Source organism: Nocardia sp. Tas62D01 (genome assembly GCF_055232035.1).
This window is the reverse complement of record NZ_JBUYUZ010000001.1, coordinates 4,502,009-4,521,768: the sequence shown is the minus strand read 5'-3', so window position 1 is coordinate 4,521,768 and position 19,760 is coordinate 4,502,009. Positions and strand designations below refer to the sequence as shown.

The window sequence follows — 19,760 nt, the reverse complement described above, 5'->3', positions numbered from 1 at the left end:
AAGGGTATTTCTACAGCGGGATGTTGCCGTGTCGCTTCGGCGGCGATGGCTCTCGCTTGTGGTTCATGACGGACAGTGCGGCAGCGATATTCTGCCGTGTTTCCGATGGGGCGATCACCGCGTCGACGTACCCGCGTTCGGCAGCACGGTATGGCGTGCAATGGGTTTGGTCATACTCATCGATCAGTTGACTGCGAACGGCCGCCGGGTCTGTCGCGGCGGCAATTTGGTCGCGGTGCAGAATGTTGCTGGCGGCTTCCGCGCCCATCACGGCGATCTCAGCGGTCGGCCAGGCGAAGCAAATATCCGCGTGCAGGTGCTTCGAACCCATGACAACGTATGCTCCGCCGTAGGCTTTACGGATTATCGTGGTGATCTTCGGCACAGCGGCCTCTGCGTAGGCGTACAGCAGTTTTGCGCCGCGGCGGATGATGCCGTTCCATTCCTGGTTGGAACCAGGCAGAAATCCTGGAACGTCGACCAGCGTGATGATCGGGATATTGAAGGCGTCGCAGGTCCGCACGAATCTCGCGGCTTTTTCCGATGCGTCTATGTCCAGGCATCCGGCGGATTTCAGTGGCTGATTCGCCACGATACCGACCGAATTCCCGTTGATCCTGCCGAGGCCACAGATGATGTTGGGTGCGAACAGTTGCTGCACATCGAGGAAGTCGCCATCGTCCACGATGGCGTTCACCACCGCATACATGTCATACGGCTGGTTCACCGAGTCGGGAACCAGCGAGTCCAGCAAGGCTCCGTCGGGGTTTTTCCCCGCTGTGTAGACGGGCGGGAGTTCGCGGTTGTTGCCAGGCAGATAGGCCAGCAGATCCCGGACATAATCGATCGCGTCTTCCTCGTCCGCGGCGAGATAGTGCGCGTTGCCGGAGCGGGAGTTGTGCACCCGAGCGCTGCCGAGTTCTTCGAGCCCCACTTGTTCGCCCATGGCGACGGCCAGTACGTCTGGGCCGGTGACGAACATGTGTGATGTCTTGTCCACCATCACGACGAAGTCTGTGAGCGCTGGTGAGTACGCCGCGCCTCCGGCGCACGGGCCCATGATGATCGAGATCTGCGGAACGACGCCGGACATGCGCACGTTCCGGAAGAAGATCTCGCCGTAGAGCGCCTGTGCGACTACCCCTTCCTGGATGCGACCGCCGGCTCCATCGTTGATACCCACCACCGGACAACCCGACTTGGCGGCCAGATCGAGGATCTTACAGATCTTCTCGCCGTGCGTCTGTCCGAGCGTGCCGCCGAAGACGGTGAAGTCCTGAGCGAACACCGCCAGCGGTCTCCCGTCCACCGTCCCGTGGCCGATCACGACGCCGTCGCCGTACGGACGGTCGTCGACGTTCTGATCGGTCGAATGGTTTCGTGCGAACGCGTCGAGTTCGACGAAGGAACCGGGATCGAGGAGGTGTGCGATGCGTTCCCGGGCGGTCTTCTTGCCGCGGGAACGTTGTCTAGCGATCGCGCGCGCCGTTCCGGGGGATCGCGAACTGGCCGCGAGCTCCTGGAGGCTTATTCATAAGCCTGTCCCGCAATCGGCTGTGGCATAGCAACTCTCGTGGCCTGTGTGGCCGGTGAGACGGTGATCGCACTGCTTGATACGTCGGCGCGTCGCAGCCGAATTGGCAACGGCCCTCATGTATCTCAGTTCGTGGAGTTACGAAGTCTACGAGCGAGAACGAGGGCCGTTGCGGTACAAGGCTATTACGGGGCTGACCGATGGGCAACTGACGGAACTGACTGCCCGGGTACACGAGACCGTCGGCGGGTTCGAGTCGGCCGGTCGCCCTTACGCGTTGAGCTTGTTCAGGTCTGTCGCTTTGGTGGTGTCGTTGATGCGCAGAAACCTCGTCCAGGATGTCGCGGGCGCGTTCTTCGGGATCAGTCAGTCCACGGTGAGCCGCCGCTGGGATCTGCTGCGACCGGTGATCGCTGACGTACTCGAAGAGTTCGTTCCCAACCCCCGCGACGTCATCGGAGTCGGGTCCGTGCTGGTGGACGGCACAATCTGCCCGACCTGGGACTGGTCGGCGATCCCGGACCTGTTCTCCGGAAAAACCCAGTATCCGGGGTTCAACATCCAGATCGCCGCCGACCTCGACGGCAGGCTCGTCGCGGTCGGCATGACGATCGTGCACGGCGCCCGACACGACGCGCACGCATACGCCGCCTCCGGACTCGCCGACCTTCTCGCCGAGATCGACACTGTCGCCGATTCCGGTTACGTCGGTGTCGACGGAATCGATCTGGTGCCCTACAAGAAACCTCCGGGCCGCGAACTGCACGAGAGCCAGGCCGCGTTCAATACCGCACTCTCCGGAATCCGGGCCGCGGTGGAGCGAGCCGTCGCTCACCTGAAGACCTGGCGCATGCTCAGCGAGGAAGGCGGCCGCTACCGCGCGCCAGTCCACAAATTCCCCTCTGCCCTGAAAACGATAGTCGCACTGCACTTTTTCGCGGAGGCTTATGAATAACGCTCCTGGAACTCGGCAAGCTTCGCCACCGTTGCACGCCGACCATCGACAGGCCCGGTCGCGCTCCTGCCCGCGACCTGGTTGTCGGTCATCGCGAGAGACCTTGCTTGTTGGCTGGGTAACGACCAGCCGTGGTCGCTTGCCGCCTGCTCATGATCGCGAACATAGTAATTCGATCAAGTCTGTGTCCACCGGCGTGTTCACCGCCTGTGGGAAGGATCGCTGTCCGGGGTGGCAGTGAGCCTTTCCGGGTAGCAGCCCGCCTGGTCGAGTTCAACGCTCACGTCAACGCGGCCGTCGACCGGTTCGCAGAGCTGCTCGGTTCGCCGGAATGCGACCTTCGGGCCGAGCACCCTACCCCGTCCACTGTCCCCACTCATGGCGGTACGTAGCCTGGCGTCGTGGCGGGAATGTCCTCGCCATCGGCCAGACCTTCGAAAGCTGCTTCTCCTACGGCCATGACGAGCAGGCCGTCGTCTACATAGGCGCCCTGGGATCTGGTTGCCGTCGTGCAACAGCACCGTCCGGTCGCACTCGCGCGCTCGGCCATGTCATTTGATCTTCCCGGCGAACGGCGGGTCGCCTGCCTGGTAAATCAGGCAAACGGCGTACTGCTGCTGATTCGGGATTTTCCAGGAGCCGCTCCTCGGATAGAGCATGGTGAGTTCGAAGCCCTTCGGCGACAATGCTATTCGATCGCATGCCGACCAGGCCAGGATACTGACCACGGCATCCCCGGGCCAGGCAGCGCCCGGTTCGTCGAGTATCGGATAGCCCATTATCTGCGCCCAGTGTGGGCTGTCACACGCCACCGCGGCAACGAGGTGAGCAGGTCTTCGAAGTCACCTTGCTCTCGACACAGCTGCCTACGGGCGGATTCGCTGAAATAGCCAGGTTGTACAGCCACATCCGCACCGAGGCATGCGGATGACGGTCCAGCTCCGTACGCCTGCCTCCCAGCATGGGTGCGTCGTCGACGCGATGTAGAACACAGGTCGCATAGTTCTCGTGGCCTGTGCCGCTGTCGTTCCAGTCAGCTTGTCCGGCAACCATGTCGCTGTATTTCGCTATCGCGTCGGGCGCCGAGGTGTAGAACGCCTGGCACGCCGCCCGACGAGGAGCCGATCGGGCTCGATCCCCCGGCTACACGCCGCTGTTCGTGCGTGGTTCGGCCACTCACGAACACCTGCTCGAGCTGTACGTGACGGAATCCGACGAACCGCGACCGGCGCGGGGACCCGCCGCCCCCACTCAACCGCCGAGAACATGGAAACTCGAAACCCCCGAACGACTTGTCCTCGTCGTGTTGGCGCAGCGCTACCTGCTACAGGAGCCCTACCCGCAACCGATGGCCTGGCAACAGGCAGCGACCCACCTCAACGACCTGCAACCCGATGCCGGATGGACCGACAGGAACGTCGCATGCCTGGTCGAGAAGGTCCGCACACGCCTGTCCAAAGAGGGCGTCGCAGGTCTCATCCGTGAAGAGGTAGGCGAGCCGGTCGGCAACACGTTGAACCACAACCTCATCCGCGAACTCATCGACAGCACCACCCTGGTCCCACCGGACCTACGCTTGCTCGATCACCCCGACGACTGATGTACCCGGTCCGGTAGATACGGAGCCTCGCCACAGGTCCGACTCGCGTCGGGACCGGTCCCGACCAGTGCGGGCAGTATCGCTCCGTGAGCATCACACGTCGTGGTGTTCGGCGAGATGTGCGGCTCGGCACGGCCGCCACGATGCGAGGAGTGTAAAATGCTTATCCGATCAATCACGTCCGCGGCCTTCACCATTGCCGGGCTTGCGGTGTGGTCTGGTAGCCATGGGCGTCTCTGGAGCCCAGACGCTCGAGCAAGGATCAGACCCGGCGCTGCTGAGATCGGTGGCGGCGGGGCCGATCGCCGGAAATGTGGCGTCCGGTTCGGCGCAACAGCCCGGCTTCGACCCCGGGCCCTATCCGAATCTCGATGCATGTGAACGAGCGCGGGCCCAGTATTACGACCCGTCGCAGTTGGAATGTGTTCCGGTATAGAGCCGCTGATACCAGCCGTTGCCGAGGGACGACGATGGCTGCCTGCATAACCCGCTGACCAGTTACGACCCAAAACCCATGGCCTCCAAGTTTTCTGGGGTGGTCCGACCGGGACAGCGGGGCAGACCCGGGCGGATACGCGTTATGGAACGCTATTGAGGTGGCGGTCAATCACTCTCGGTGCGAATGGCCTATTTTGTTTGGTTAGTCGCCCCTGCCCGGCACCAGCCGGCAGCAACATCGAGGAGGTCCAGATGACGACGCCAGATACGCTTGAGGCTACGCTCGCCGCCGCCGAACGCCAGGCCGAGGCCACCTTGAAGTTGGCCGGTGCGGCGACCACCCAACTTCGGAAGGCCCGCGCCGCAGCCAAGTCTGGCCAGTTACGTGACATGCGCCGGGCGTTCTCGGCCGCCGAGTCGGTTACTGCGGAGCTGACGGCTGGTGTCGCGGCGTTGCGGGACTCCTTCGACATCGATGAGCAGGCGTACCTGTCGTCGGGCGATTTTACGAAGGAGCTGCTGGCGGCAGCGGAGGTTGCCGGGGTGGCAATGTTCGAGGAGGACGACCGGCTGATGTGTTATCCGTCGTTGCTGCGGGTGCTCCCTGCCGACGTTTCCGTCGAGGTCGACAAGGTACGAGAGCGGCGGATCAGGCCTTCGGTACTGGTGGCCCAGTTGGCAGCGGCGCAGGGGCGGGCGCCCCGATTCAAGCCGGAACAGTTCCTGGACAGCCTGCGGGGCGCCTATGAACTGGCCGTCGCCGGTGAAGGTAAGAATCCCGACGCCGTGGTCCGATTGGTCGATGTGTGGTCGGTGCTGACCTTGCTACCGGGCCAGGCCAGGGAATACTCCAAACAGGAGTTCGCCCGCGACCTGTACCTGCTGGATCAAAGCGGGGTTACCACGACGACGCGCAGCGCTCGCCAACTCCGCTGGTCGGCGAGCACCGGCACGAAGGGTTCGGGGGTGTTGACCACGGTGGCCAGAAGCGGCCAGCAGCAACGGTACTGGGGGATCTCCTTCACCACCGCTGACGGTGGCCGATGAGCTTCCCGGTCGCACGCGGCGAATTGCCCGGCGGCGGCGGGAACCATCGGGTCGAAGACTACCTCGACTTTGTCGCAGCCGAGTATTTACACACCTTCGTTGCGCACGGTGGGACAGCTGTCAAGCTGGTCGTCCCTGGGGACCGCGACATTGCCCGACGGTTCTCGGCCGGACTCGCCGATGTCACCGACGGGTTCATCCATGTTTCCGTCGACACCGCGGGTACCAGGGTCCACTTGATGGACCAACTGTTCGCGGCGATCGCCCGACAGATCGACTGGCTGTCATTGGCGGCCAACGTACTTCACGACGCCTATCGGCACGCCGGCTTCCCGTCAGCGAGATCCGGTGAGGCCGATCTGCCTGTCGCGGTGGTCGCCGCCCAGCACGGGATCGATGCCGCCGAGTTGTACCGCAGCGTTCGGCGGGCCCTGGAGAGTCTCGTGCTTGCCGACCACACCCTCGCCCACGAGTTCCGAGTGGCGATGCTGCGGTTGTGTCAGGCGCTGATGGCCCACGGCGACGTCAGCGAAGCCGATCGTGCGGCGGTGTTGGGCTGGCTACATGGCGAGAAGGTACCTGCCGCACAGTTGCGGGCGCTGTTGATACACAACCGGATCACCAGGCACAACGCCCGGCCCATGTTGACTTCGTTGACGCGGTGGGTCCGACGTGCGGGCAGAGCGGGGGTTGTGCTGGAACTCGATCTGGCGCGGGTCGCGGTCGGGCGGCGACCCCCCGTCGAGGAGCGCGACGGTTTCTACTACTCGAAGGCCGCGGCGTTGGACGCGTACGAACTACTGCGTCAACTCATCGACGCCACCGACGAACTGGTCGGTCTGTTCGTCGCGGTGCTGCTGCCTCCGGAGTTGGTCGGCGACGAGGCCCGCGGCTTGCCCGCCTACAGCGCGTTACAGCTGCGGGTCGCCGACGAGGTCCGGGATCGTAACCGGGCCAACCCCTATGCCGCGCTGGTGCGGCTCGACGTCCGATTGGAGGCCGTCCGGTGACGGTGGTGGTAGAGCCGTCGGTCACGCACCGGCGGGCGATCGAGGCCCTGCGGGCAGGCGTGCCGAGCCTGGACGCCGTGGCGATGCTCGGCTCCGGCCAGACCGAGATCGAGGACCTGTTCCTGGAGTTGTTGGGCGCTGCCCGCACCGGCACCCCCGGTGGGATGCTCATCGGGGGCGGGTTCGGTTCCGGAAAATCCCACCTGCTCGAGCACCTGATGCGGCTGGCACTGGATGAGGGGTACGCGGTCAGCCGGGTCGTAGTGAGTAAGGAAACCCCGCTGCACGACCCGGTGAAGGTGTTCCGGGCCGCCGCCGATTGTGTTGTTGTGGCGGGCCGGAACGATTCGGCCATCGCCGAGGCCGCTGCCGAACTCGACGTGCACGGCCCGGCGTACGCCGAACTGTTGCGCTGGGCGATGTCGCCTGCCGCCAATCTCAACGAGCGGTTTGCGGCCTCGTTGCTGCTGTACGCCAAGATTCGCGACTCCGACCCGGAGTTCGCCGAGACGCTGGTGCGCTTCTGGTCCGGCGATCCGATCAGTGCCCCCGAGTTGCGCCGCAGGCTCAAGGCCGCCGGCGAGGGACCGGTCGCGCTCTCGTCGGTGTCGGTCAGGGATCTGGGCGCCCAACGCCTTCGGTTCGTCTCCCGGCTGATGACCGCCGCGGGTTGCGCCGGCTGGTTGGTGCTCTTCGACGAGGTCGAGTTGATCGGCCGGTACTCGGTGCTGCAACGCGCGAAATCCTACGCGGAGATCACCCGTTGGGTCCGAGGCAATCACGATGCGGCCGGCCTGCCCATCGCCGCGGTCTTGGCGATGACCGACGACTTCGAGGCCGCCGTCATCACCGGCAAGAAGGACCGGGTCAATATCCCCGCCAAGCTGGCAGGCAATGAACTCTCCGCCGCCGCGCAGACGGGTATGCGGATCATCGACCGCGAGATGACCTTGCTCACGCCTCCGGACACCGCGGAACTCGACCGTGCCTACGCCCGGTTGAAGGACCTGCACGCGGCCGCGTTCAACTGGAGCCCACCGGATATCGCCGGGCTGGAACGGCTCGGCGCCACCCGCATGCGTCAGTACATCCGCGCGTGGATCAACGAGTGGGATCTGCTGCGGCTGGATCCGGAGTTCCGCCCGCAGACCGAGACAGTCGACGTCCACACCGACTACCGGGAGGACGTCGATCTGGAGGGTGCGCTTGCGGGTTCTGAAACTCGCTCGATCACAGGCGCCGAGGCCGACTTGTAAGATGCACCGCGTGCAACCCGATAACGGGGTGTCGGCGGTCTTCGTGCCGGACGGGCTCCCACGTGCTGGCCGGTTCGCGTTGTGGGGCAAGGGAATCGCGGGTCCTGATACGGTCGACGTGTTCGTCAGACACGCCGGGGCGGTAGTCAAACGCGCGACCGCGGCGCATTTCGTGTCCCTCGAGCAAGCACTTCCGCTACTGCTGTCCAGGCAGCAGAAAAGCCCCGCGTTGGCAGCGTGGTCGGCCGCGGCTCTGGCCGGGTTGGAGCTGATCGCCCGAGGTCGACTCCTACCGGCGGTGACTGCGGCCGGCTACGACAGCTGGCGGATCGGCCCCTTGGAGGCTACCGACGCCGAGCGGCTGCATGCGTTGGCCGCCGCGTTACCTCCCGAAGGGCACGCCCTGGCAGTGCCCGGTTCCTGGCCTGCGGTCAGGGTACATGAGCCGGTGTCGTTGATCCGGGACTTCTGGGACGCCCTGGCCGATACCCTGCCGCGGGTGGGCGCCAACGGTCCATTCGCAGGCAGGTCGCCGACCAAGGTTCGGGGTCCGCTCGACTGGCTGCGGCCCGACGAGACCGCCAGGGTCGTACTCCAGGCTGCTCTGCCCACTGCCGCGGACGCGCCGTATAGCATCGCCGTGCGGCTGCGCAGCGCCATCGACCCGAGCTTGGTTATCGATGCCGCCGAGCTGTGGACAGCGCCACCCGCCGTCTCGGCCCGCTTCGGCGCGGACCCGGAGCCCGCGCTGCTGGCCTCGCTGCGCCGGGGCGCCCGGATCTGGCCGCCGTTGGCCGGGATCCTCGGCCAGTCCAGCCCCAGCCCGATAGCGGTCGCAGACGAGGCCGTCAGCGAACTCTTGGACGTCGCCGAGCCGTTGTCTGCCACCGGCATCGAAATATTGCTGCCCAGCGAACTGCTTGGTGAGCCACTCACACTCACGGCGGTAGCCACTCCCACCCCCGGCAGCGTCACCGATACCGTGTTCAACCTGACCGAGTTGGTCAGGTTCACCTGGCAACTCACGGCCGGCGACGAACCTCTCACCGAGGACGAACTGGCTGAACTCGCCGCAGCCAAGCGCTCGCTGGTCCAGTTCCGAGGCAAGTGGGTGAAGGTCGACGCGCAGGTACTGCACAAGGTCCGGCGTCAACGCCGGCCGCTGACCGGCCCAGTAGCGCTGGCGGCCGCACTGACCGGCAGCCTCGCCATCGACGGTGAGCTGGTCGAGTTCAAGGCCACCGGCGCGCTGTTGGCGCTGAAAGACACCTTGACGGAGCCGCCGAAGGTCGTGGCTCCTGCCTCGTTGAACGCCACCCTGCGGCCGTACCAAGAGCGCGGTCTGAGCTGGTTGGCGGCGATGGCCGAGCTGGGCTTGGGTGGCTGCCTGGCCGATGACATGGGTCTGGGCAAGACCATCCAGGTCATCGCACTGCACTTGCATCGGGAGGGCGACGGCCATCGGGAGGGCCATGGCCCGACGTTAGTGGTGTGCCCGACGTCGCTGCTCGGCAACTGGGAGCGGGAGATCACCCGGTTCGCGCCGAGCATTCCGGTCCGCCGCTATCACGGCGGCAACCGGCACCTCGAGGGCATCGCGTCCAATGAAATGGTGCTGGTCACCTATGGCCTGATCCGCAACGACGCCCCCGCCCTCGCCGAGGTCATGTGGGGCCTGATCGTGGCCGACGAGGCCCAATACGTGAAGAATCCGCTATCGCGAACCGCAAAGCAGCTGCGCGCCATACCTGCTCGTGTCAGGCTGGCACTGTCGGGCACCCCGGTGGAGAATCGGCTCTCGGAACTGTGGTCTCTGCTGGACTGGACCACCCCTGGGCTGCTCGGCTCGCTGGACCACTTCACCCGGACGCTGGCCGTCCCGGTGGAACGCTACCGGGATCCGGAGGCCACCGAGCGACTCGCGCGACTGGTCAGACCGTTCCTGCTCCGCCGTCGCAAAATTGACCCTGGGATCGCGCCCGAACTGCCTGCCAAAACCGAGACCGATCGGATCGTGCAGCTGACTGCGGAGCAGGCCTCGTTGTACAAAGCCGTAGTTGCCCAGAGCCTTGCCGACATCGAGCAATCCACCGGGATCCAACGGCGCGGTTTGGTCCTGAAGCTGCTCACCGCGTTGAAGCAGGTCTGTAACCACCCTGCGCAATACCTGCACGAGCTGCGGCCGATCGCAGGCCGCTCCGGCAAACTGGCCGCCCTCGACGACCTGCTGGAGGTGATCCTGGCCGCGGGTGAGTCTGTGCTGATCTTCAGCCAATACGTCCAGATGTGCACTTTGATCGAGCTACACCTCCAGGCCCGAGGCATCCGGACCCTGTTCCTGAACGGACGGACCATCGACCGGGACACAATGGTCGCCGAGTTCCAGGCAGGCAGGGCACCGGTTTTCCTGCTCTCCCTCAAGGCCGGGGGTGTCGGACTCAACTTGACCCGAGCCGGCCACGTTGTCCACTACGACCGCTGGTGGAACCCCGCCGTGGAAGACCAAGCGACCGACCGCGCATACCGGATCGGTCAGGACCGACACGTCCAGGTCCACAAACTCGTTACCGCGGGCACCATCGAGGACCGGATCGCCACCCTGCTGAACGACAAACGAACGCTTGCCGAGTCTGTGACCGGCGCCGGCGAGAACTGGCTCACCGAACTATCGACCGCCGAACTAGCGGACCTTGTCAGTTTGGGGGCGGAATAAGGTGGATCGCCTACCATACGGCCGGACCTGGTGGGGTAAGGCGTGGCTGGATGCTCTCACTGATCGAGCCAAGCTCGACCTCAACCGGTTGATCCGGGGCCGGAGCTACGCGCGCGGCGACCGGGTGCGTGACCTGCACATCGAACCCGGCGCCATCCGTGCGCTCGTCCAGGGCAGCCGGGCATGGCCGTACGCGGTGACCGTCACGGTTCCGATGTTCGACGACGCCACTTGGTCCAAGCTGCTCGACACAATGGCTGCCGAGGTAGGTCACCTCGCCGCGCTCCTCGACGGTGAACTGCCAGCCGCGATCGGTACCGAACAGGAGCTGCTGCCTGGCTCCGGGGAACTGGGGATCAGCTGTTCCTGCCCGGACTGGGCCGAGCCGTGCAAACATGCTGCCGCCGTCTGCTATCTGACCGCCGACGTGCTCGACGTCGACCCGTTCGCCCTGCTGCTCATGCGGGGACGCACGAAAGTCGAGGTTGTCGCTGCGCTCCGCGATCGCAGGAAACCGGCCTGGTCAGCGCCTGCCGGCATGCTTGCCAAGGACGCCTACCGACGAAAACCGGCCCCGCTGCCGACACTCGCACTGCCGGCGGGCCAACCCGGCCAGCCCACCACGCTGCCCGTTCCACCGCCCGCCGCCGCCGGCGTCACCGCCCGCGAACTCACCGAACTGGCGGCATCCGCGGCCCGCCGCGCCTGGGAACTGTTGATCTGACGTGGCCATGCGCGTACTTGCTACACCGGGAGATGAATTCGCGCTTCGGGCCACGCACCACCCGCGACCGGCGGTCGAGCCGGGTGCCGATCGCGAGATCCGAATGTCCGGACATCAGGGGAGCCACTAACGGCAGCAAGCCGTTCAGGTCCGTGGACAGGTCCACATCCATATAGGCAACCACCTCGGCGTCCGACGCCGTACCGGTGCCGCAGGGAAAATCACGATCGGCCGGGGCCGGCCTGGGTGAGTTGCGCGGATCCTGGCACCGCTACCGGCCCGGAACCCGACTCCACCTCCCAGAATTGGGAAGGCGCAGAACTTTTCCAGCGGAACACTATTTGATGTACCGTTAGATAGCGGCACATAGATTAGTAGGATTTGCGGTCCGTGAACACACTGCCAGTCAAGTTCCTGGACCGGCAGAACGAAGGGGATATCGATAACCATGAACCTCAAGTCCAAGAAGGTCGTCATTTCCGCCACGATCGCCGGCGCACTGGTCATCACGCCGGCCGCCATGGCGATTCAGTCGACCCTTGCGACGCCCGGAAGCCACGGTAACAGCAACGGCAGCAACGGTCGTGGCGGCTACGGCGCCGGTGCCGGTAACGGCGCAAGGGACAGCTTCCACGGCGGCGGGGGCGGACGACGCGCGGACCACGACTCATCCGCCAACTCGGACCGGAACCCGCACTACGAGAGCCATTACGACGGCGAGAGCTGGGTCTGGCTTCGCCGCTGACCCCATTCGCGTCATTGCTGTCGACGCGAAAACGCCCCCGCTGGCCCCGATTCAGGCGAATTCCCGGGACCATGCGGGGACGTTTTGTCGTTCCAGCGTCTGCGGCAACGGCCACCTGCAAGTCGGTCAGGCTTGCGCAACGCGTATCCACCACCCCGCTGGCAATTGCTATGACGGCACAAGCCTTTTCGTCACCACACCCGCGCGATCGCAGCTGTGTCTTGACGAACAGGCTTGTGCCTCCTCTGATCTCATCAATGGCGTAAGTAGGTCCCAGTAAGTAGGTCAGGTCAGGTTGCCGTCGATGCAGAGGCTCGAGGACCGCCACGATGGGCCCGGGCGGTTTGCGCTGAGGTCGAAGGTCCACACGGAGATAGGGCCGGCCGCCCGCCAGTACAACCCGCCTCGGCCGTCCGGGACGGCCTCGTAGATATCCTCCCTGCCCTCGATCAGCTGGCTGCCGACGCAGGAGTCCATGTAGTCGGTGCCGGGCTGCTGCGCACCCGGGCTGAACTGGCCGACGGGATTACCGTTCGTGCCAGGATTGCGGACGGTGCTGCGCCCCGGGGCCAGACCCTCACGGTTCCAGCGGGGGAAGCCGAAGAAGTCCATCTGGCACCGGTATATCCAGCCGCCCGCGGCAACTGGCACACCCTGTGGATGCGCGGTGCCCGCCCACAGGCAGGTGACGCCGACGTCGGCGCGGGCCGTGGTGGTTGCCGTGCCGAGGCTGAGCCCGCCCGCGGTCGCGGCGATCGCCGCAATCAGCGTCAGCGCTCGGACCTTCGAACCGATCTTGGCGCTACATGCCGGAAGTTTCGGCGCCGGGCGCCGTCCATTGAGGTTGATCATCGACGTTTCCTTCATCATCGGTCGCCGCCGGCCGATGCCAACGGGCCGACGGGAATGTTGATCACGTCGATTAATGTACCGCTATTTAACGGCACGTTATGATGGGTATCACCACGGGTGGGAATGATGGAGGAGTGATGGATCCCATGCGATGGGAGGTGACATCAGCAGTCACAAGCGGTGCCGTTTCGAGCGACCTGCGAGCAGTCGCAAGCGGTGCGCGAGTGCCGGCCGCGTCAAGCGTCGGGCAGGGTCTCTGCGAGTTCGGTGTCCTGCTCGAGATACCGGGCGACGAAACGGTTCACCAGTTCGGCGGTCGCCTGCCCGGGGCAGACCCGGGCCGCTGCTACCCGCTCGGCGAGGTCCGTCGGGGTGCGTTCGGACCGCTGGAACGGCTCCCACACGGTCCGGTGGAACAGATCGACGAATCTGCGGGCGATACGGTCGCAGTCGGCACGCAGCTTCTCCAGTTCGCCGAGCAGTTCGTCGGCGGGGATGCCGGCGCCCACGAGCTGGTCGAAGATGCGAATCAGTTGGCGATCCACGATTCGGTACGTCGTGGCGTCGACGGGTTCGTACAGACCGGCCGAGACCACACGGGCCAGGCCGTTCGGCACATCGCGATAGCGCTGCTCGAGTTCGGTGGCCGCGATCGTGTCGCCGGAAGACGCAACGTCGGGCTGTGTCGCATCAGGTTCCGCGACGCCGAGAATGTGGCCGAGGTCGTCACCGCGGTCCCAGGCGGCGAGCAGCTCTTTGATCCCGTTGAGCTTGATCCCCCGGTCCAGCAGCCGGCTGATCGTTTGCACCCGGTTGAGGTGGTCCGGCCCGTAGAAGCCCGTGCGCCCCTTCACCTGCGGTGGGGGCAGAATGCCTCGCTCGGCGTAAACCCGTAGGCTGCGCACGGTCGTACCGGCCTCGCGTGCCAGCTCGTCGATCGTGTACGTCACATCCCCACCCATACCTCTATGAAACCACATTGAAACATACTCGAGGTAAGCATACGTCGGCGATGCCGGACACCTATCGGTCCGCCGCCCGCTCCCCTCGCCGCCGCAACTCTTCCCGCCGTTGGAAATTCACGTCGCACAATGCAACGGTCCGCGGGCTTATCCTTCCGATATGAGTGAAGCGCAGGCTCCTCGAATTACTGTCGCGGAACGGGAACGCGCGCTGGAAGAGCTGTCGCGCCATCTCGGCACCGGGCGACTGAACCTGACCGAGTTCGACGAACGCGCCGCAATTGCGGTGGCCGCCACCACCAAAGGACAATTGGCGGAATTGTTCGCCGACCTACCCGGCACCGCGCCGCCGTCACCGCCGGTGCACACCGACAATCGGAAGAACCGGGCCGCGACATTCGCCGCGGCGATAACGATCGCCGCGGTCTTCCTGGCCGTCGCCTCGGGCAATTGGGTGTGGTTGTTGGCGGCCACAGGTACCGTCGTCGTTTTCCTGGTCGACCGGCTCCGCTGAGGATCCTCCCCCTACCACCGCGTCTGTGGCCGGACATGGTTGGCCAGATCGACCAGACGGTACCGATGCCAGCGATCCGGTGCAGTGCGAGCCAGGGCACGCAGGGATGATTCGAGCCCTTGCCGCAGTCCCGACTGGGTGACCGGGAAACCGAGGATGGTCCGGGTCGAATTCCGCGGTCTGCCACCCGCACGCAACCATTCCAGCGCGGCACCGACCACAATGACCTGCAATTGCAATGTTCGCGTGTCGTCCGGCAGCGCGTCCAGACGGGCCGCCGCCGCGGCAATGTCCGCCTCGGTGATATCGACGATCGGCCGCGACACCAGCAGCAGACAACCGGTCGTGTGCGCCACGGTGTGGTGGCGCGACACGGCAGGCACCTGGTCGAGGACCGCGACGGCCTCGAGCAGTTCGCCGTCGGCGGCGAGCCGGCGGGCCAGGCCGAAGGCCGCACTCACCACACCGTGGTTGGTCCGCCACACCGCCCGGTAGTGCTCCGCCGCGGACCGGTGCCAGCGATCGGTATCGGCGGGAACATCCAGACGTTGCAGCACCAGTTCCGCGGTGGCAGCGAGCGCCAGTTCCGGGCCGATCTCGCCGGGCAGCATCGAGTGCACGGTCTCGAAATGCTGCCAGGCCCGCTCGTAGTAGCCGTCGAGCAGCGCGGCGACTCCCACGTACCACTCGATGCGCCAGTCCGCGCCATAGCGGGGTCCCAGATCCGCGAGCAGCTGACAGGCCGGGACGGTTTCCCCCATGTCCAGATAGGCCCGGACCGCGGTCAGTGGTCCCTCCAACTCGAAGGACTCCGGCGCGATGATCGTCCCGGCACGGATGCGTTCGTGGGTCCGGCGCAACGCGTCGAGCGCGTGCCGCGGCTCGCCGTGCAGCAGCGTGGACAGCAGGTCCGCACTGGGATCCTCGCTGTCGATCAACGGCGTCGGCAGGCCCGCGACGACTTCGCCCGCCGCGAGCACGGGCATGCGCGTCATACCGTCGACGATCCCGTCGGTCTGGCCGATGAGCGTATCGGTGCCGAAATCGTTTCGCATGGAGCTGAATTCGACCGACGGCTGCGGATGTTCCAGGCCGGTGTCGATCGCGAGGACCATCCGCAGTGCACCGGCGAGCTGGCAGTACATCGAATACGCGGAGGGGAACCGGCGCTCCGGCTCCGGATCCGTGGCGCGCAGCAGCAACCGGTACAGGCACGGATAACGCTCCAGCAGCGGATCCTCGTCGGGCTCGGGTATGCCGCCAAGAAAGTGACCGTCGCGGTCCCGTGGCAGATCCAGTGCCAGCGCGGCCAACGTCCGGCCGACGGCATAGATGTCCGATACCACCGTGGGCCCGGTCTCGGTGATCTCGGGCGCCTGATAGCCGGGTGTGCCGTAGATACTGCCGTAGGAGTCCATGGCCGCGACCGCACCCAGATCGATGAGTTTGACCTCGTGCTCACCGACCATGATGTTGTCGGGTTTCACGTCGTTGTAAGCCAACCCGAACGAATGCAGATAGTCCAGCGCGGGCAGGATTTCCATGATGTAGGCAATGGCCTCGACGACCGGAATGCGATCCGGGTGGCGCAGATCGAGCACCTTCTTCAGCGATTGGCCGCCCACATATTCCATGACGATGTAGCCGTCGGGAATATCACGTGCCGACCGATGCTTGACGAAGTTGTAAATCTTGACCACACCGGGATGGGCCACCTCGGAAAGAAATTGACGTTCGGCGAGGGCGACCACATGCGCTTCGAAGTCGAGCGGGTTCTGCAATCCCTTCAACACGACCCAGCGATCACTCACATTGCGATCGATGGCGAGATAGATCCACCCCAGCCCGCCGTGCGCCAGCGATCCCTGCACCTCGTACTGATCGGCCACCAGTTCGCCCGGCTGCAGGGCGGGCCTGAAGTTGAACGGCGATCCACATCGGCCACATTCGCCGACCACGGCACCCGGTCCGGCGGCGGTTTTGCGACCGACCGGTTCCTGACACTTCCAGCAGAACCGTTTGAGTTCGGGCACTTCAGGATTCGAGAGGATGGCAGTGCGCGGATCAACCGGTGCCACCCGCGGCATCGGTACCAGGCCGGCGCCCAGCCGGCGCACGCTCGGACGCGACCGGCCACTGCGACCGGAAACGGGCTCTTCGAAGTCGATGATCGGACCGGAGACCGGCTCCGAGGTATCCAGGACCGGCATCGTCGAGCGCGCTTCGACCGGCGAGCCCCGCGTCCCCGGCCCGGGGAGTGAGAACCGTTGCGACGGTTCACCTTCCGTGGTGCGCGGCCGCGACCACGGGTTCGGGAGGCGTTGGGACGGTGCGACTTTCGACATGCCGCGGGTGGCCCAGGGGTGCGGCGTCCGCCGCGGCACCTCAGTACCGCGCATCCGCCGATTCGCCCATGGGTGCGGCAGCGGATTCTCGGAGGCGCTGGGTTGCTCCGGCATGGGAACCTTTCGAGCCTGTTGAGTCGAGGTCCCATTCTGTTCCGCCGTCCACCGCTATGCGCATGCCTTATTCCCTGCGGTGGGAATAGCTCCGCCCCGGACGAATCGTCCGGGGCGGATGTCGGTTACTTCTCGTCTGGCTCGTCGAGAACGACGACTTCGCCGTCACGCTGACGCGGCGGCCGCTCGGCCAGGACCGGGAACTGACCGGTGATGCCCTCACGCTCCTTGGCGATGCTCAAGACTCGCTTGCGGGCGAGGAACCACCCGCCGACCAGCACCGGAACCACGATGACGCACATGGCGATCACCGCTCCGCGCTGCTCGGCGCTATCGCTGAACGCCATCAGCAAGACCACGGCGACGAGGAAGACCAGCGTTGCGTAGCTCGTGTACGGCGCACCGATCAACCGGAACGACGGACGCTCCACCAGACCCTTGCGCCACCACCGCCACAGCTGCAGCTGACAGACGATGATCGCGGTCCAGGAGGTGATGGTGCCCAGCGCCGACATGTTCAGCACGATCTCGAATGCCTTGTCGGGCACCACCGCATTAAGTCCGACGCCGAGCAACGCGATCGCGCCCGTGGCGAGAATGCCGACGTAGGGCACGCCGCCACTCGACATTCGCGAGGCCAGCTTGGGCGCACTGCCGTTCATCGACATCGAGCGCAGGATCCGCCCCGTCGAGTACAGACCCGCGTTCAGGCTGGAGAAGGCCGCGGTCAGCACCACCAGGTTCATGATCGTGCCCGCACCACCGACACCGAGCCTGGAGAAAAAGGAGACGAAGGGGCTCTCACCGGACTTGAAGGCGGTGTAGGGCAGCAGCAGTCCGAGCAGCACCAGCGATCCGACGTAGAACAGTCCGATACGGGCGATAACCGAGTTGATGGCCCGCGGCATGATCTTTTCCGGATTCTCCGCCTCACCCGCCGCCGTACCGATCAATTCCACTGCGGCGTAGGCGAATACGACGCCCGTGGTGACGGTGACCAGCGGTATCAAGCCGGTCGGGAACAGTCCGCCGTGGTCGGCGATCACACTGAAGCCGGTGGTCTGGCCCTGCACCTTGAATCGGCCGACGAGGAAGATCGTGCCGACAATAAGGAAGGTGACCAGCGCGATGACCTTGATCAGCGCGGCCCAGAACTCGAGTTCACCGAACCAGCGCACCGAAATCAGGTTGATGCTGACCACCAGAGCCAGCGCCACCAGCGCGATCAGCCACTGCGGAACAACCTGGAAGGCTCCCCAGAAATGGACATAGGTGGCGATGGCGGTGATGTCTACGATGCCCGTCATGCACCAGTGGAAGAAGTACATCCACCCGACCGCGAAAGCGAGCTTCTCGCCGTAGAACTCACGCGCGTAGGAAACGAACGACCCCGAGGACGGACGATGCAGCACCAGCTCGCCGAGCGCTCGCAAGATGAAGAACACGAACACGCCACAGACGGCGTACACCAGGAACAATCCTGGACCGGCACTGGCCAGCCGACCACCCGCGCCGAGGAACAGTCCGGTGCCGATCGCGCCGCCGATCGCGATCATCTGCAGCTGACGCGGGCGCAGCGCCTTGTGGTAGCCCGCATCTTCGGCGTGCAGGGCGTCCGCTGGCGCCGACACCTCCGCGGGGGGTCGAACTGTTGTCATGGTGAAGACCTTTCACGTGACGGCGATCATATCGCTGTTCAATGTACCGCTAGTCAGTGGCACGCTCAATAGGAACCCCGATTTGTAACAATCTGGACATCAGCCGCGGATACGCCCCGGGTCCTGGACGTGGTGTTGATTGATCGGGCCGTCAACTATCGGTACGCTCAATGTGGCAACGACTGATGGAGCGCACATGGCATGGTTCGATCGGGAGTTCATCGCGGTCCCCGAAGTCCGCAAGAACCAATTGGTCTACAAGTGGCCGGATGTCAACATCCGCCGCTACAGCCGCGCCATCGTCAACGCCGACGAGATCGCTCTGTTCGTCAAATCCGGGCAGGTCGTCGCCGCCATGGGCCCCGGCAGGCATCGGATCGACGCCGATGAACTACCGGTCCTCGGCGCCCTCGTCGACACGCTCACCGGCGGCAACTTCTATCGCGCCGAGCTGTATTTCGTGTCCACCCGGGAGTTTCCCGGGATCAGGTTCGGCGGGCGCCTGGCCGACATCGCCGATCCGGTCAGCGAGCAGATCGTGACGCTGCGGGTCTTCGGTGAGTTCGCGCTGTCGGTGCGGGATCCGGCCGAACTGGTTACTTCCCTGGCAGGCACCGCCGACCTCACCGTCCCGGCTACGGTGGAGTCCTGGTGCGCAGACCTGTTGCTCAAGTCCATGAAAGTCGCTGTCACACAGGGTATTTCACAGGGAAACTGGCCGGTGCTCGGGCTGTCGGCGCAGTTGCAGCCGATCGAGGCCGCGGTGGTGCACCAAACCAACCTCACGCTCTACGAGTACGGTCTGCGCATTTCCCGGATGGGCAACTTCGACATCACCCTGGCTCCGGAGGATGCGGAACGGCTCAAGCGGCTGGCCAAGGATGTCACCTACATTCGGCTCGCCGGCGATTTCCAACGCTACGCGGCAGGCGAACTGGCGCTCGGGGCCGGTCAGGGATTTGCGCACGGCGGCACCGGCGGCAACGGATTCCTCGGCGCGGCACTGGGTTTGAATGCCATCCAGCAGCACCCGACCACCAGCCCCTGGCAGCAACAGCCGGCATCCCCCACGGCACAGCCGGTGTGCGCCGGGTGCCGGACCGCCAATCCGGCAGGCGCGCGATTCTGCATGAACTGCGGTGAGCCACTGGCCCCGCAGCGACGGCACTGCACCGGATGCGGGGCGGATCTGACTGCCGGAGCGAAGTTCTGCAGCACCTGCGGTACCGCCGCGGCCAATAGCTGACCGGCCCCGCCCCACGGAGGCTTCGGTCGCCGGGACCAACGGAGGGG

At 65.3% G+C, this 19,760-nt stretch carries 15 protein-coding genes and 1 pseudogene; 10 read left to right on the top strand and 6 right to left on the bottom strand.

The genetic code is table 11. The features are described from left to right. Window positions 1-10: 10 nt before the first annotated feature. Complete coding sequence (locus ACV7NQ_RS21420; protein WP_463365761.1) at window positions 11-1,531, bottom strand: acyl-CoA carboxylase subunit beta; 1,521 nt, start codon at window positions 1,529-1,531, stop codon at window positions 11-13. A gap of 121 nt (window positions 1,532-1,652) precedes the next feature. On the opposite strand from ACV7NQ_RS21420, the gene ACV7NQ_RS21415 reads away from it, so the two are divergent. The 7 genes from ACV7NQ_RS21415 (at window position 1,653) to ACV7NQ_RS21385 (ending at window position 11,277) form a co-directional block, all read left to right on the top strand. Beyond that, window positions 1,653-2,489, top strand: a complete 837-nt coding sequence (locus ACV7NQ_RS21415; protein WP_463358528.1) for a transposase family protein — start codon at window positions 1,653-1,655, stop codon at window positions 2,487-2,489. A gap of 1,159 nt (window positions 2,490-3,648) precedes the next feature. After that, window positions 3,649-4,089, top strand: coding sequence for a hypothetical protein (locus tag ACV7NQ_RS21410; protein WP_463361304.1), 441 nt, complete (start codon window positions 3,649-3,651; stop codon window positions 4,087-4,089). Between the two features lie 690 nt (window positions 4,090-4,779). Continuing rightward, window positions 4,780-5,574, top strand: coding sequence for a hypothetical protein (locus ACV7NQ_RS21405; protein ID WP_463361303.1), 795 nt, complete (start codon window positions 4,780-4,782; stop codon window positions 5,572-5,574). Further along, window positions 5,571-6,584 carry a BREX system ATP-binding domain-containing protein gene (locus tag ACV7NQ_RS21400; protein WP_463361302.1) on the top strand — a complete coding sequence of 338 codons (1,014 nt, stop codon included), beginning with the start codon at window positions 5,571-5,573 and terminating at the stop codon, window positions 6,582-6,584. Before ACV7NQ_RS21405 ends, ACV7NQ_RS21400 begins: the two co-directional genes overlap by 4 nt. Beyond that, entirely contained in the window at window positions 6,581-7,840 is a 1,260-nt protein-coding gene (locus tag ACV7NQ_RS21395; protein ID WP_463361301.1) for a BREX system ATP-binding domain-containing protein, read from the top strand. The genes ACV7NQ_RS21400 and ACV7NQ_RS21395 overlap by 4 nt, the downstream gene beginning before the upstream one ends. Window positions 7,841-7,850: 10 nt before the next feature. Then, window positions 7,851-10,553 carry a DEAD/DEAH box helicase gene (locus ACV7NQ_RS21390; RefSeq protein WP_463361300.1) on the top strand — a complete coding sequence of 901 codons (2,703 nt, stop codon included), beginning with the start codon at window positions 7,851-7,853 and terminating at the stop codon, window positions 10,551-10,553. 1 nt (window position 10,554) lies between these two features. After that, complete coding sequence (locus ACV7NQ_RS21385; RefSeq protein WP_463361299.1) at window positions 10,555-11,277, top strand: SWIM zinc finger family protein; 723 nt, start codon at window positions 10,555-10,557, stop codon at window positions 11,275-11,277. Window positions 11,278-11,302: 25 nt separating this feature from the next. Here the strand turns inward: ACV7NQ_RS21385 and ACV7NQ_RS21380 are convergent. After that, window positions 11,303-11,479 (bottom strand): annotated as a pseudogene (locus ACV7NQ_RS21380) (glycosyltransferase family 2 protein); the annotation flags it as partial. Between the two features lie 246 nt (window positions 11,480-11,725). On the opposite strand from ACV7NQ_RS21380, the gene ACV7NQ_RS21375 reads away from it, so the two are divergent. After that, a complete protein-coding gene (locus tag ACV7NQ_RS21375; RefSeq protein ID WP_463361298.1) occupies window positions 11,726-12,022 on the top strand; it encodes a hypothetical protein in 297 nt (98 codons plus the stop codon). 285 nt (window positions 12,023-12,307) lie between these two features. On the opposite strand, the gene ACV7NQ_RS21370 is transcribed toward ACV7NQ_RS21375, so the two are convergent. Together ACV7NQ_RS21370 and ACV7NQ_RS21365 are read right to left on the bottom strand one after the other, a co-directional pair. Further along, entirely contained in the window at window positions 12,308-12,874 is a 567-nt protein-coding gene (locus ACV7NQ_RS21370) for a hypothetical protein (protein ID WP_463361297.1), read from the bottom strand. A gap of 236 nt (window positions 12,875-13,110) precedes the next feature. Then, a complete protein-coding gene (locus ACV7NQ_RS21365; RefSeq protein WP_463361296.1) occupies window positions 13,111-13,824 on the bottom strand; it encodes a MerR family transcriptional regulator in 714 nt (237 codons plus the stop codon). Between the two features lie 172 nt (window positions 13,825-13,996). Here ACV7NQ_RS21365 and ACV7NQ_RS21360 point away from each other — a divergent pair, with 172 nt between their 5' ends. Next, entirely contained in the window at window positions 13,997-14,350 is a 354-nt protein-coding gene (locus tag ACV7NQ_RS21360) for a DUF1707 SHOCT-like domain-containing protein (RefSeq protein WP_463361295.1), read from the top strand. An 11-nt stretch (window positions 14,351-14,361) separates the two neighbouring features. On the opposite strand, the gene ACV7NQ_RS21355 is transcribed toward ACV7NQ_RS21360, so the two are convergent. Beyond that, window positions 14,362-16,809 (bottom strand): serine/threonine-protein kinase, encoded by a 2,448-nt coding sequence (locus tag ACV7NQ_RS21355; RefSeq protein WP_463361294.1) that lies wholly within the window; start codon window positions 16,807-16,809, stop codon window positions 14,362-14,364. 125 nt (window positions 16,810-16,934) lie between these two features. After that, entirely contained in the window at window positions 16,935-18,467 is a 1,533-nt protein-coding gene (locus ACV7NQ_RS21350; RefSeq protein ID WP_463361293.1) for an amino acid permease, read from the bottom strand. A gap of 196 nt (window positions 18,468-18,663) precedes the next feature. On the opposite strand from ACV7NQ_RS21350, the gene ACV7NQ_RS21345 reads away from it, so the two are divergent. After that, on the top strand, window positions 18,664-19,713 hold the full coding sequence (locus tag ACV7NQ_RS21345; protein ID WP_463361292.1) for an SPFH domain-containing protein: 1,050 nt from the start codon (window positions 18,664-18,666) through the stop codon (window positions 19,711-19,713). Window positions 19,714-19,760 lie beyond the last annotated feature (47 nt).